Annotated in this window: 7 protein-coding genes; 1 reads left to right on the top strand and 6 read right to left on the bottom strand. The window is 52.8% G+C overall.

Annotated features, from left to right (window positions below; genetic code table 11):
- The 5 genes from gcvPA to nadB all read right to left on the bottom strand — a co-directional run bounded on the left by gcvPA (position 1) and on the right by nadB (position 5,522).
- Positions 1-1,320, bottom strand: coding sequence for an aminomethyl-transferring glycine dehydrogenase subunit GcvPA (gene gcvPA / locus CIK90_RS06355; protein ID WP_094464646.1), 1,320 nt, complete (start codon positions 1,318-1,320; stop codon positions 1-3).
- A 24-nt stretch (positions 1,321-1,344) separates the two neighbouring features.
- On the bottom strand, positions 1,345-1,725 hold the full coding sequence (gene gcvH / locus CIK90_RS06350) for a glycine cleavage system protein GcvH (RefSeq protein ID WP_094391379.1): 381 nt from the start codon (positions 1,723-1,725) through the stop codon (positions 1,345-1,347).
- A gap of 37 nt (positions 1,726-1,762) precedes the next feature.
- Positions 1,763-2,839 (bottom strand): glycine cleavage system aminomethyltransferase GcvT, encoded by a 1,077-nt coding sequence (gene gcvT, locus CIK90_RS06345; protein WP_094391380.1) that lies wholly within the window; start codon positions 2,837-2,839, stop codon positions 1,763-1,765.
- A 51-nt stretch (positions 2,840-2,890) separates the two neighbouring features.
- Positions 2,891-3,862: a lipoate protein ligase C-terminal domain-containing protein gene (locus CIK90_RS06340; protein ID WP_094464621.1), complete on the bottom strand. Its 972-nt coding sequence runs from the start codon at positions 3,860-3,862 to the stop codon at positions 2,891-2,893.
- Between the two features lie 73 nt (positions 3,863-3,935).
- Positions 3,936-5,522, bottom strand: coding sequence for an L-aspartate oxidase (gene nadB, locus CIK90_RS06335; RefSeq protein WP_094464620.1), 1,587 nt, complete (start codon positions 5,520-5,522; stop codon positions 3,936-3,938).
- A 92-nt stretch (positions 5,523-5,614) separates the two neighbouring features.
- On the opposite strand from nadB, the gene dacB reads away from it, so the two are divergent.
- Positions 5,615-6,832, top strand: a complete 1,218-nt coding sequence (gene dacB / locus CIK90_RS06330; RefSeq protein WP_094464619.1) for a D-alanyl-D-alanine carboxypeptidase/D-alanyl-D-alanine-endopeptidase — start codon at positions 5,615-5,617, stop codon at positions 6,830-6,832.
- 819 nt (positions 6,833-7,651) lie between these two features.
- Here dacB and sprA read toward each other — a convergent pair.
- Positions 7,652-14,965, bottom strand: a complete 7,314-nt coding sequence (gene sprA / locus CIK90_RS06325) for a cell surface protein SprA (RefSeq protein ID WP_371595954.1) — start codon at positions 14,963-14,965, stop codon at positions 7,652-7,654.
- Between the last annotated feature and the right edge of the window lie 29 nt (positions 14,966-14,994).

The following is a 14,994-nucleotide window of genomic DNA, read 5'->3' as shown; positions in this document are numbered from 1 at the left end:
TTAGAGGTTGATAAGGCTGACCAGACGGTCAATGTCAGACTTGGTGCGTTGCTCAGTGACGGCAATCATCAGTTGGTCGTCTGCCACTTTCACACCACCGAAGATACCTTCGTCGGAAAGGCATTGGAGCAGTCCGTCGAGGTCACCGTCGTAGCGTACCACAAATTCGTTGAAGAAAGGCTGTTGATAGACAAATTGGAAACGACCTGTTGCTATCAGTTGGTCACACAGATAATGGGCGCCGGCATACGACAGCTGTGCAGCTTCGCGCAGTCCCTCCTTGCCCATGAGCGATAGATATATGGTGACGAAGAGCGCCATCAGGCTCTGGTTAGAACAAATGTTTGATGTAGCTTTCTGTCGGCGGATATGCTGTTCGCGTGCCTGCAGCGTGAGCACAAAAGCACGTTGTCCTCTGTTGTCCTGTGTCAGTCCGACGATGCGTCCCGGCATCTTACGCAACAGTTTCTCCGTGCAACACAGATATCCCACGTATGGACCACCAAACTGCATTGGGATGCCCAACGACTGTGCATCGCCTACTGCGATGTCAGCCCCCCATTCGCCTGGTGTTTTCAGTAGGGCGAGGTCGGCAGCAATGCTATCGATGACAAACAGACCCTTATTGGTATGGATGAGATCGGCAAAACCGCTATAGTCCTCCACAATGCCGAAATAGTTGGGCTGTTGCACGAGAACACCAGCCACACCACCTTCCGCCAACTGTCGTTCCAGATCTTCACGGTCGGTAACACCGTCTCGTGAGGCAACAGTTCCGAGCTGGATGCCATGATAGTGTGCATAGGTCTGCATCACCTGCAGCGTCTTGGGATTGACTGTATCGCTCACCAAGAATCGGTTTTGCTTCTTCCCCGATGCCGCCGCCATCATCATGGCTTCAGCGCAGGCAGTCGTGCCGTCATACATGGAAGCATTGGAGATATCCATGCCCGTCAGTTCAGCCATCATCGACTGATATTCGAAGATGTAGTGGAGCGTTCCCTGCGATATCTCCGCCTGATACGGCGTATAGCTGGTCAGCAGTTCAGAACGGCTCAACAGATTGGGAATCACCGCCGGTGTATAATGGTCATAGACCCCTGCGCCGCCGAAACACATCATAGGACGGTTCATGGCGCCCAGTTGTTCAAACACCTGGCGCACCTCGGTCTCGCTCATTTCGTCAGGCAGATCATAGTCGCCACGGAAACGGATAGCCTCCGGCACTTCTGCATAGAGGTCATCGAGACTGCTGATACCGACGCGCTGCATCATCTGTTGCAGGTCGTCGTCGGTATGTGGAAAATACTTATAGGACATAGGCATATAGGCTTTTTGCGTGAATCACTGATTGCAGAAAGCCTCGTAAGCCTTGGCATCCATCAGCTGATCCAGTTCTCCGGTATCGCTGAGTTCCACTTTGATAATCCAGTTTTCGAAAGCATCCTGATTGATGAGTTCGGGCTGGTCTTCGAGTGCTTCGTTCACTTCCAGTACAGTACCGCTTACGGGCGACAGCAAATCGCTGGCAGCCTTCACGCTCTCTACCGCACCGAAGTCTTCACCTGCTGTTATCTCATCGTCAACATCGGGCATATCCACATAGACCACATTGCCCAGTGCGTTCTGTGCATAGTCTGTGATACCGATAAAACCGGTGTTACCTTCAACACGTACATACTCGTGTGACTCGCTATAATAGAGTCCTTCAATTACTTTTGCCATAATCGTATAGTTCTTTTTAGTTATTGTATATATTTTCTCATTTCTTGTAATGCTTGTCGTAGAAGCGCTTCTTGACCACAGTTCCAGGGAACACCTTTTTGCGAATCTGCACTTCCAGTTCTGTGCCGAGTGGCGCATACTGGCTGTCGATAAGTGCCATACATACGCTCTTGTCGGTAGAGATGGTATGGTATCCTGTCGTCACAGTACCGATGGGCTGTCCGTCTTTCATCACGGTATAGCCATGACGGGGAATCGCTTTGTCTTGGAGTTCTATACCCACGAGTTTCTGGGCTACACCTTCAGCTTTCTGTTTGGCAAGGGCGTCACGTCCCACAAACTCCTCTTTATCGAGTTTGACAAACATGCCCAGTCCAGCCATGATAGGAGTGATTTCGGCAGACAGTTCATCACCGTAGAGCGGCAGTCCCACTTCGAAGCGCAGGGTGTCGCGGCATCCCAGTCCGCAAGGTGTCACGCCGGCAGCCATCAGTTTATCCCAACACTGGTTGATATAATCGGGAGTGGCATATATCTCAAAGCCATCCTCACCGGTATATCCGGTGCGCGACACGATGACGTCGCCCATGGTCTTGAAGGTGTAGAAAGTCAGTTCGCTGCATGGCAGATTGAGTATCTCTTCCATGATGCGCTCCGCTTCCGGCCCCTGCACTGCCAACTGTCCGTAGTAGTCGCTCTGATTGTCGAGTGTCACGTTGAACCCCTCGGCTTGCAACTGGATCCAAGCCCAGTCTTTGTCGATATTGGCAGCATTGATGACCAGGAAAAAGCGGTCGTCCGCCATCTTATATACCAACAGGTCATCGACCACTCCGCCATTCTCATAGCACATCATGCCATAGAGGATTTTGCCGACAGCAAGACCTTCCACATTATTGGTGAAGATATGGTTAACGTAGCGCTCAGCGTCTGTACCGCTGACGAGCACTTCGCCCATGTGGCTCACGTCGAACACACCACAATGTTGACGCACAGCTTGGTGTTCGTCAGTGATGTTGGAATACTGTATGGGCATGTCGAACCCACCAAAGGGCGAAATGAGAGCGCCCAGTGCCACGTGTTTGTCGTAAAGACAGGTGCGTTTGTTGTTCATAGGCTGTTTGAATATTTATATATTGTTGTTATTGGGTTTTTAGTATTTTGCTCAACCTGCCAGTAGGTTGACGAAGTCCTCTTTCTCAAGGTTGTAGATGATGTCGTCTATCCGGTCAGGGAGAATACATCTGATAGACTCTCTGGTAAGCGGAACACCCCGCAGTTTTTTGAGCAGTCCGTTGTCGAGATCGCCGATGAGGAAGTAGTCCCCCATCAGGTTGACATCGTGTATGACATTATGTCGCATATCGATTCTCACCTCAAATTCTCCTACGCCCTCTATCCTCTTGTGCTTCACCACGGTGTAGCGTGGGTTGTTGCCGTAGATGAAATCGTCGGTGAGATATTCCTCTTCGATATGTTCTATCTCTTCAATCTCTTTCTCTCCGAGGCAATAGGTCTCGTCGCAGAAGTGCTTGATGGCAAACTCTCTGAGTTCGTCAACATTGAGAGTGATATGGTTTTTGAGCAAGTCAATGCGCTGGCATACGCTCTCCACACCCTTTGAGAGTAGTTTCAATCCTCCCGGTGTGATAGCCCCCACCATGTTGACGATATCTGTGTCGTAGAGCAGGGTGCTATGCAGGATGCTCCGGCCCGGTATGCGATAGAATGCGCTGCCCGACAGTTTTCTGTTGCCCAGCATCACATCGTTGCGTCCATTGGCTTTGGCATCGACGCCCAACCGATGGAGCATCGTGACCAGCATGCCCATATACTTGTTGAAGGTGAATCCCACCCCTTCGTCGTCGGTGATATACGACAGCATCAGGTTGTTCATATCGGCATACACACAGCCCCCACCGCTCTTACGGCGGTAGGTCTGTATGTTATGGCGGCGACAGAAAACAAGGTTCACCTCGTTGTCGATCAACTGGTTTCTGCCGAATATCACGGTGGGCTCCACCTGCCAGATAAAGAAGCAGTCGGCAGCCTTCAGGTGTCTGGCCACGTATTCTTCCATAGCCAGATAGAAGGTCAGTCTCCTTGTCTTATTGTCGGGCAGTGCGATGTGCAGCATGTCTTAGCATTCTTAGTTAGTAATCAGAGGCAAATGTAGCAAGAAATTTTGAATACTGCAAATTATTTGCATATTATTTCTTGTCGTAGGCATGCAACGGATAGTCGGTGGTATAGTGGAGACCTCTGCACTCCTTGCGTTCCAACGCCCATCGTGTGATGAGATATCCCACATTGATCATGTTGCGCAGTTCGCAGATGTCCCTACTTGCCTTGACGCGCTTGAAGAGCCGTTCGGTTTCCTCATAGAGCATGTCGAGTCGGTCCCATGCCCGGTGCAGGCGCAGGTCAGAGCGCACGATGCCCACATAGTTGGACATGATCTGCGTCACTTCCTTGACCGATTGCGTGATGAGCACTTTCTCTTCGTTGGTCATAGTGCCCTCGTCGTTCCACTCCGGCACATTGGTATTATAGTCGTATTCGTCGATATGCTGCAGCGAGTGTCTGGCAGCGGCATCGGCATAGACCACCGCCTCGATGAGCGAGTTGCTTGCCAGTCGGTTGCCGCCGTGCAGTCCGGTGCATGAACACTCACCAAGGGCATAGAGCCGTTCAATGCTCGACTGTCCGTTGAGATCTACTTTGATGCCTCCACACATATAGTGTGCTGCAGGGCGCACGGGGATGTAGTCGGTGGTGATGTCGATACCTATCGACAGGCACTTCTGATAGATATTGGGGAAATGGTGGCGCGTCTCTTCTGCGGACTTATGGGTCACGTCAAGACAGACGTGGTCCAGTCCGTGTATCTTCATCTCCTTGTCTATGGCGCGTGCCACGATGTCACGTGGTGCGAGCGACAGCCTTTCGTCGTATTTCTCCATGAAGGTCTCGCCGTTGGGCAGTTTCAGTATGCCGCCATAGCCTCGCATCGCCTCGGTGATGAGGTAGGCAGGGTGTGTCTCTTTCGGATTATGCAGTACGGTGGGATGAAACTGCACGAACTCCATATCTGCCACCGTACCTTTGGCGCGATAGACCATGGCGATACCATCGCCAGTGGCTATCACGGGGTTCGACGTGGTGAGATATACCGCTCCGCATCCACCGGTACACATCACGGTGATTTTCGCCAAATAGGTATCTACCTTCTCTGTGTCGGGATTGAGCACGTATGCTCCGTAACACTGGATGTGTGGTGACCGTCGGGTGACGCGCACACCAAGATGATGCTGGGTGATGATCTCCACGGCGAAATGGTGCTCTTTGATATCGATGTTCGGATTGTTGCGCACCGCCTCCATCAGTCCTCGCTGTATCTCCGCACCGGTATCGTCGGCATGGTGGAGAATACGGAATTCAGAGTGGCCTCCCTCGCGGTGCAGGTCAAAGTGCCCGTCTTTCTTGTCGAAATTGACTCCCCAGTTGACGAGTTCTTCAATCTGTGACGGTGCATTACGCACCACTTGTTCCACGGCCTTAGGGTCGGAGATGTAGTCGCCGGCTATCATTGTATCTTCAATGTGCTTTTCAAAGTTATCCACTTTCAGATTAGTGACAGAGGCAACACCACCTTGCGCAAACGAGGTATTGGCCTCATCGAGCGAACTTTTGCAAATCATACAGACGCGTCCCTTATTGGCACGTGCTATCTTCAGGGCGTAGCTCATACCGGCCACACCTGCACCTATTATGAGATAATCGTACTTATAAACCATAACGTTTCGTTATAATATTGGTGCAAAAATACTAATTTCTTATGGAAAATCGACCATCAAACCATATTATTTTGTAATTTTGCACCCATATTATGAGTAAGATTAAGATTATACTGTTATTATTGTGGGCAGCAGTGGCTGCTTCTGCCCAGGAAACAGAGGAGCCCGATACCTTTCAGGTCGATACCATCGATGTGGCACTGCCATGGCCGCGGAACATCCAGTATCGCCTCGACTCGCTGCTCCGCCACCCTATGTTTGAAACCAGCACTGTGGGTCTGGAGGTCTATGACCTGACAGCCGACTCTATATTATATAAGGTGAACGAGCACCAGATGTTGCGTCCGGCATCGACCATGAAGCTTCTCACCGCCATCACCGCCATCGACAAGTTGGGCGGCTCCTACCAATTTCGCACCCAACTCTATTATACCGGAAAGGTAGAAGACCACACCCTGACGGGCGATCTCTACTGCGTGGGCGGTTTCGATCCGCGTTTCAACATCGACGACATGAATGCCTTCGTGGAGAGTATCCGCCGCATGGGCGTAGACACGATCCGCGGCAGCATCGTGGCAGACCGCAGCATGAAGGATGCCGACCTCTTGGGCGAGGGATGGTGTTGGGACGACGACAATCCGCCGCTGTCGCCACTGACCATCGGTCGCAACACGCAGTTTGTCGATCGCTTCATCCGCCAGCTCGTTGACGACGGAGTGGTGCTCGATGTGCGCATATCCGACGGCACACTGCCCGACAGCGCCTTCCACCTCTGTTCACGTTTCCACAGCATCGACCAGATACTGTTACGCATGATGAAGCAGAGCGACAATTTCTATGCCGAAGCCATGTTCTACCAGTTGGCAGCCCATCAGGGCCACCGCCCTGCGCGCGCCAAGGATGCCGCCGCCATTGTCAAGCGGTTGATTTCCAAGGTAGGACTGGGCCATCGTCCCTACCGCATAGCCGACGGCAGTGGACTATCGCTCTACAACTATCTCTCTGCAGACCTTGAGGTGCGCCTCCTGCGCTATGCCTACCGCAACAGCACGGTCTATCTCCATCTTCTGCCCTCGCTCCCTGTGGCGGGCAGCGATGGCACCTTGCGCAACCGCATGCGCGGCTCGTTTGCCGCCGACAATGTCAAGGCAAAGACCGGAACACTCGAAGGCGTATCGGCACTGGCTGGCTATTGCACCGCTGCCAACGACCATCGCCTGTGTTTCTCCATCATCAACCAAGGTGTCATGCACACCAGCAACGCACGACGATTCCAAGACCGAGTCTGCAATGCACTTTGTGCACCTTGATGATACACAGCGCGATACATACGCGTACACGAAAGACTGTCGTCGGTAAACGACTATTCACGCTGTTGTTCCTCGGTTAGTTGATGAAAGAGAGCGGTGAATCAACAGCACCGCTTTCAGATACAGTTATTTTAGTTTTCAAAAAATTTCGACCACTCGACCACCACGTCAACCTAACACGCAGTGGTTTAGAACTTTAAGTGGTGGTCGAATCCTTAAATTTCGACCACACTTCGACCACCGCTTCGACCACACTTCAACAGCTCTTCAACCACGCGGATTGCCATCTATCAGCATCATAAATCTCTGAACAAGCATATATATCTATGTCTAAGTGGGGTATTTGAGTTTGTCAGCGCTTTTTCAAACCTTGATAATATTTTTATCCAACGTTAGACAATACCATTGTCAAACGTTGGACAATACCATTGTCAAACGTTAGATAACACCATTGTCAAACGTTGGATAACACCATTGTCAAACGTTGGATAACACCTTTTTCGAACATTGAAAACACCTTTATCAAACGTTGAAAATACCTTTATCAAACATTGGACAGGACCTCTATTAAACGTTATTTCCAAATACCGATCAGTTTTATTTCTGAATGACAATTGTTATTTTTATGGATAGATATGAGCATCGCAGATATGCTTACGCCATTCTGTGGTCGAAGTGTGGTCGTAATCCCATGATTTAGGTTTTCGACCACACCATAAGACACTAACAGATAAAACATTGCAAATATCCGTGGTCGTGTGGTCGAAATTTCTTGAAAACTAAAATAACTGTACGCGAAAGCGGAGTTGCCATTCGCCCTCACCTCGACAGACTGACTTTAAGCGACAGTCCGAAATCGTGGGTAGTGGTTGGATAGCTTGCTGATGACAGCAAGGGGGTGTTGGTCTGCCGATCGTAGTAGGCGCTGAGGGTGAGCAGGCGCGACAAAGTATAGTCTGCCACAAAAGACAGGCGGAGGGCGGTATTGCCGCTGTTGGCGGCACTCGTAGCGGTAGCAATATCGCGAGAGAGGGATGCCTGACGACGCAACGAGAGGTCGAGACGCAACGAGAGGTCGTGGTTGACACCTGTCTTGACACTCTTCTGACTGTCGGGCTGTTGGCGCTGGCTGCGCTGGGCGCGGCTCACCCTACGATTGCCGGCGGTGCCGAAGAGGTTGAAGTCGCTGATGGTATATGCCATGCCCAGCACCCAGTCGTTGGAACGGCTCTCGTTGATCTGCACACTCGTAGTGGATAGGCTGACAATGCGCGTGGTGCGGTATTCGAGTTTCACACTGAGGTCGTTGTGCAGCGACACATCGATGCCGAGCAATGGCGAGAAAGCTTCGTTCAGACTGACAGTCGGTACACTATAGTCGGCAAGCGTGGCAGCATTGGTGGCGGAGTAGCTACCTACGGCATAGATGCTCCGATAGGCGTGTGACAGCGTGATGCTCTTGAAATGGTCTGCCACCCATGACAGCGCAGAGAGCCCCGTATAGCGTACGGTCCAATTGGGCAGCATCGATGCCAGCGAGGGGAAGAAGCTGCCACTACCTCCACTGCTGGTATAGGCGGAGAGGAAGGCGGGTATCATGACGGTGGCATGATAGGCATCGGGCACACTACCGTAGGCCGCGGCGGCTCGCTGCCGATAGCCTTCGAGCGACCGACAGAAGCGGCTGAACGAAGCGGAGCGGTATCCGCCTGTGGCACTGCCCGTGGATTCCAGTGCCGACTTGAGCGACAGGGTGGTCATAGAGAATGATCCGCTCAGCGTGGTGGGCATGCCGGAATACATATATTGTATGGTACGCGCACGTGTGTGCGTGCGACTGGCATGGAGGTCGATGCGCAACCCGCGCAGGGGTTCCAGCACGGCGCGCAACTGCAAGTCGGTGGTGTGGTTGGCAGTGGCTGGCGATGCGATGCTGTCTGCTGTGAGCAGCCATCCGCGGTCGAGGGCTCGACTGACATAGGCATCATCTACCGTGCCGAAGGCGAAGGCGAGACCAGGTGCCATCAGATGGCCGCCTCGCTGTCCGAAAACATCACCTATGGTGGGAAGGAAGCCGGGTACCGACAGCGAGTAGTCGTCTCGATAGGTGAGACTGGCGGAGCGCACCATCATGAGTACCTGGGTGGCTGACTGCAGGGAGCGATACCACCACTGGCGGTCTAAGGGTGGGCGCTCGGCTACCGACAGCAGGATAGTGGCGGTGTCGCGAGAGTCGATGCGCAACTGGCGGCGGTCAAGCAACTTATAGCGCAGGGGGTAGGTGCGCCCGTCGCGAGTGCGTGCGGTGACAATGAGTCGGCGCGTGGCCTTGTCGTGGGTCACTATGGTAACGGTGTCTGCCGACAGTCTGACTTCGCGTTGCCACGTACCTTGGTTTTTGGGCAGGATGCGCTCTTCTCTGCTCTTCGGCTGCGACCTCTTTGCCGCAGTTCTGCCACGCACTGTCGGCTGTCTGCCGACAGTCTGCCATTTGGCACGCTGCTGATTGAGGCGGCGCAGAAAGGGCACGTGGTTATAGAGGGTCTCCATATTGAATGTGGCAGAGAGGCTGACCTGCCGGTTGGTGGTGATGGTATGTCCCAGACTGGTACCGTCGTCGAGTTCTGTGCCGCGCAGCCAACTATAGTGGGCGTCGTACTTGGCAGTGCCGGTCACCCAGTCGAAGACGGGCAACAGGCTGAGTGGCCACTGCAGGGTAGCTGAGAAGCGCTGCTGATAGTCGAGCGGTTCGCCAAAGCGGCGGATGCTCTGCCATACCGAGTCTTTCCATGCCTGATACTGTTCGGGATAGAGGTCTTTGTTGACGGGGGTGTAGGGTTCTTCTATCTGTGCGTGGGTGGCAGACTGGAAATCGAGGTGGAGGCGCTGGGTGAGATCCCAGCGTACGGCAAACTCGCGATTCCACAGAAACTGCTGACTGAAGGTTAGGGGTAGCTGTTGACCGCCTATGCTCTCCATGTCGCGCTCTTGCAGTTCGTAGTAGTTGCGCAGCATCTCGGTATTGAACGAGATGCTCTGCGGTAGCCAGTTCACTCCTAACTGTCTGGGATATTGCGTCCATTGGGAGCGGCCCTTGATCTTACGGAACGGTACCCAGGGCTTCACCACGGGTTCATAGACATAGTTGAAAGCACCACGCCACTGATCTTCCTTCTCATAGACCGTGGTCTCGCCACTGGTCTGGCGGTGGGAGTGGCTGTAGGAGAACGAGAAATTGGCAGGGTCGTAGGGCATGGGGGCTTTTCTTGAACGGATGCCGACACGCACATTAGACAGCGACAGATTGGTATTGGTGGTGCGGGTGACGGCGATACGCTCGATGGAATCGCGCTCCTGCTTGTTGGCTGCGGCATCGAGTGCCTCGTCGAGGGTCAGGTCAGTATCGAGCGGATTGTATTTCGGACGGGTTTCCTCTTTCGTCACCGAATAGTATAGCGGTGCCGACACCTTGGCTTTGTCGGGGAAGAAGCGTCCCAGTTCGATACTGGCGGTGACTGAATAGGTCTTGTAATCGTCAGTGGAGCGCTGTAACACGCTCTCTTCGAGTCCGCCAAATCCGCTGGTCATCATCCTTCCACTGACATTGACCGTCCCCACATCGGAGAGTTGCATATTCATGGCGCCACTCACAGCCCAGCCTCCATTGTCGTTGAAGTCGCGCAGACGGAGCTCATTGACCCACACCTCTCCCGACTTTTGCGTGCCCGACTTGTTGCGCACACCGATCATCAGCGTTCTGACCTCACCGAGCGACGGATTGCCGAGGATGCTTACCGTGCAACCGGTATGGCTGGCATCGGGCTCTGAGTAGATTTGCGTGAACACAGTCCCACCCTGTGCCCTTGACTTGTTGCGCTGTCGCTTGAGACGGGTAAAGGCGGAGAGGTTGACATCAAGCATATTAGCCTCTGGCCACACAGCCCTGCGATCGTCGATGCTGTATTTGTTGTAGTCGTTGCGATCGGGAGTCAGCGTCAGCGGTATCTCGTACTCATAATAGTTGTTTTTATAATCGCTACCCAACCGCACGAATACTGCCAAATCGCCATGTTGCAAGTCTGTGGCATCATCGATGAGGTGGTTGGCATGGACAAACATCTGCAGATGCCTGTACCGGCGCAGGTCGAGCATGGTGTTCTTATAGACCGCCTTCGACTCGGCGGGTGCGAGATTACGCACCACGAGGTTCATCGCCTGCTCGTTGTCTTCCACGAGTTGCGGTTGGGAGGGGTCGGTAACACGACTGATGCCTGGCGGCAAGACATAGTTGACGGGACGCTTGTCGTTGTTTTCCTCAATATTCACCGCACTGACCTCGATGGTTCCTGTAGTCGCGCCATTGGTCAGGGGCTGCTGATAGATGCGCCATTCGCCACGCACCAAATCGAGAGAACCGAAGCGCAACACCACCGGGCGGCGAAACTGGGTGAGAAACATGCGCATGAAGCGGATGCTGGTGAAGTCGTTGATATTGCCCACCCGCTGGTCATACTGGCTGAGGGGAATGCGAAACTGATACCACCGGACGGTTTCACTCGTTCCGTTGCGCAGCGGCACCGTTGCCTCGCGAATGTCGGTGATATGGTTATATCCCAGGCGCATATCCTCTGGGCGTATGCTGACACGATACTGGTAATAGCGTTCGTATTCGTTGAGCGTATAGTCCTGATTGATATCCTCCACATCGGGCGTGGTCTTATAGCTGGTATCATAGCCTTCGGTCTGACTGTCGGAATCGGGCGAATTGCCTTGCGGCATGTTGATTCGCTTATAGCGTTCAAGGATGGAGGTCTTGCGCTCATCATAATCGCGACCACGGTAATAGTGGTAGTTGTCGTTTGCGGGATCGGCATGGATGGCGGCACGCACACTGTCATTGACCTGCACACCTTCCAAGAAGCGGACATACGCTGGTTGGGAGCGTTCCTCTTCATCAGTCAGTCCGTTGAGTCCCACATCTTGTTTGAGGCGTGCTCCGGCTGTTGTGGCAAAGGCGTAGGTCTCTGTCGGCTGCTGGGGCACCTTACCCCATGCTGTACGGATGAACGATCCCTGTCCGTCAACAGGCATATTGCTCTCCGAGAATTTCTTGCCGTCGCGCAAGACGTCCTCACTCACCTCACCAAGATTGATGTAGAGGTCGCCACCGTAATCAGCAGCACCGCCATCGCGGTCGGCATAGATAAAGGGGTCGAGCAACCAAAATTCCACATATTCGATATTGGCGGTTTCGAAATCATTGGTATCCAGGCGGCGCATCATGCCTCCCCATCGCTGTTGCGGATTGCGCAAGTGTCCATCGGCGGTGAGGTCGGTAGTGAGGTTGTAGGCTCCGCGCTCTTCGGGATAATAAGCCAAATCGAGGATGGGCAGCGTGGCTGTCACACCACTGTAAGTGCTCTGCTGACGGTTGGGATAGAGTTCGCTAACATAGACTGATCTCACATAGTGGTTTGACAACTGCTGGAGGTCGCTCTTGATATGGCTGGGGGTGAGCGACGACGAGCGATAGGTGAAGATAGGATCGATATTATACCATGCCAGCAAGGCACGGTTGAAACCACTTGTCACTGAGTCGCGGTCGGCATGTTCGGGAAACATGCTCGGCACGCTCGATATCACCCATGCCTTGGGGTCGCTGACGTCAATGCCGTTTTTGGCATTCTCGAAATCATCAATATACGAGGCATGGCTCTGCGTGCCGCCTGCCTGACCTGCCAAGAGTTGGGCGAACTCGCCAGTAAAAGAGAGTTGCGAGGGTTTTGTGCAATGGAGGAAGGGCAGACGGTTGAGCATATTGGTGAGCCATTGACTCTCCTGTCGCCAGTTGATGTTGAGTCCCCACAACATGTTGCGCAGCGGTTCGCTACCCATGGTCACCTTCGAGGTCAGCGGTTGCTCGGTCAGATACTGTAATGTGCCGCCCAACTGCAATGCCTTACTGACGTCATACTGCCAGTTGAGTCCTAACATGGTTTTGCGCTGCATGCCATAGTCGGTATCGCTCTCCAGCGATACATTGACATTGGTGCCGGCATCGATAATGTTCTGGTTGAGAATGGTCACCTCACCCACAGCATAGTCAACACTATAGTCTGATCCTTCAGTCAGTACCACACCGCCGGCAGTCACCACCACCGACCCTTGCGGCACATTATAGGCACCGAGCGAGATGACATTGGCTGACGTTCCCCGATACTGACCGACAAGCATATACTTATTCTTCTCTGCCATCTGCCGTGCTGCCGTTCGGGTGGTGTCATAGAGTTCGGCAAACACATAGCGTTCAGCCTCATCGGCACTGACACCATGAGAGGTGAGATAGCGACGCAAGGTCTGGCCGAAGGGTTCGACTGCTGGCAGGAATACACGGCCGTCGCCGACGGTGTAGTCCTCAACATAATCGAAATAACCATTACTATTGGGGCGATTGTTGTTGTCAAGACGGTCGCATCCCAATACCCGCAACAGGGGAGTATCTTTAACCTGCTGCACGGGGATGTAGTTGAGCCATACACCAGTAGTATCGCTTTGATACTTGATATCGAGACGAAACTTAGTACGCTCCACCTGAGATGCCAGATAATACACATTCTTCATCATCAACCGCCAGTTGGGCTGCATCGGATGGTTGCTGGTATTCTTCAGCGATTTAACGAATATTGCTTCTGAAGTATTGGTATGATCGGATGCGAATTCACCCACTTGGTAAACCCGACCGCCTGAGGTATATTCGAAAGCTACGGCAAGCACCTGATCGGGTTGTAAGGTGGTATGGAGCGATATATAGCCAAGGGCACTGTTGACTGTATATTCCGAACTATTGAGCAGACGGGCGGAAGAGAGTTTCTCGTAATCGCTACCGCCCGTAAACTGAGGCACTCCATCAAGCACCGTCGTCGTTTGTTCCGACTGACGTGCTGCGACATAGTCAGTGGTCATGGCTTGATATTCGCCATTGGCGGTATTGGCAGGAACAGAAGAAACGGTTCCGCCACTGCCCCAGCGCGTCGAACGACTCTCACCAAGATCGGCAAGGGCTATGATATTGCGAGTATTGGCGGTAGTACCCGTCTTGTTGGTCACCCACACCTCCACTCTTGTAATCTGGATGCCTGTAGTGAGATTGGGCAACTGTTGCATGGCGGCATCATAGTGTTCACGAAAATACTGGGCAAGGAAGAAGTGACGATTCTCTTCATAATCTGCCACATTGATTTCAAAAGGTGTCAGCTGTACGCCTCCCTTTGATGAGACACTGGTGGTTGATGATTTCTTCTGCGAAAAGACGGTCTGCAGTTTCAACCGTCCAAACTGCATATCGGTACGTACACCGAAGAGGCTCGATGCACCCTTGATCAGTGAGTTTTGCGAAGGGAAGGTGATATTGCCTGCCTCAATGAGTTTGATGATCTCATCTTCCTTTCCCTCATAACGCAACTTGATATTCTTGGTATCGAAGTCGAAGGTGGCATCGGTGTTGTAGTTGAGGTTCATATTCAACTTATCACCTACCTTTCCCGTCACATTAAGGTTGATCTTCTCGTCAAAGTCTATGGATTTTGTTCGGCGATTGCGTACTGGCAACGACGGATTGTCGATATTCTTGATATTGCCACCCAGTTTCAGTTCTGCCGTTCCCATCATCTTGATGCGCACACCACCGGGACCAAATATCTTGTCGGCTGGACCGAGATCAAAATGCATGTCGGCAAAATCAAACTTGTTCTTCCCCTTGGTTGCCACATTTTCGGCATTCTTCTGGCGAAAGAAGGTGCCCATCCTTCGTTTGAGCGACCACTGTCCATACTCATCAGGGGACATCAGCAGGGGAGTAGTCAGATAGCGCCCTCCCATCTTCTGGCCTACAACATAAGTATTGGCGGTGTCGTCATAGTCCACCTGGAGCGCAATATTGCGCGGCATACGAAGGTCAAGGGGGATGGTGTCGAGGTCGGCAACAAACCTGGGGGCGGTGCGCTGCGGAGTCCAACGGGGCTTTACCACACTATCGACCACGCTGTCGGCAACAACGGGCAACGGCACCGTCGGTACTTCCAACGGTGCCTGCTTGTGCTGTTGAGCCATGGCAAAAGCACCAATGCTCAGCATCACCATGGCGATATGACCTACCCTAAACG

It is taken from the genome of Prevotella sp. P5-126 (assembly GCF_002251185.1).
GTDB lineage: Bacteria > Bacteroidota > Bacteroidia > Bacteroidales > Bacteroidaceae > Prevotella.
The sequence above is the reverse complement of the archived record's forward strand: the minus strand, read 5'-3'. Positions and strand labels throughout refer to the sequence as shown.

What these genes read in the sequence shown, in the direction of transcription:
- gcvPA (WP_094464646.1), bottom strand. Translation starts at nt 1,320, where the DNA reads ATGTCCTATAAGTATTTTCCACATACCGACGACGACCTGCAACAGATG.
- gcvH (WP_094391379.1), bottom strand. Translation starts at nt 1,725, where the DNA reads ATGGCAAAAGTAATTGAAGGACTCTATTATAGCGAGTCACACGAGTAT.
- gcvT (WP_094391380.1), bottom strand. Translation starts at nt 2,839, where the DNA reads ATGAACAACAAACGCACCTGTCTTTACGACAAACACGTGGCACTGGGC.
- CIK90_RS06340 (WP_094464621.1), bottom strand. Translation starts at nt 3,862, where the DNA reads ATGCTGCACATCGCACTGCCCGACAATAAGACAAGGAGACTGACCTTC.
- nadB (WP_094464620.1), bottom strand. Translation starts at nt 5,522, where the DNA reads ATGGTTTATAAGTACGATTATCTCATAATAGGTGCAGGTGTGGCCGGT.
- dacB (WP_094464619.1), top strand. Translation starts at nt 5,615, where the DNA reads ATGAGTAAGATTAAGATTATACTGTTATTATTGTGGGCAGCAGTGGCT.
- sprA (WP_371595954.1), bottom strand. Translation starts at nt 14,965, where the DNA reads ATGCTGAGCATTGGTGCTTTTGCCATGGCTCAACAGCACAAGCAGGCA.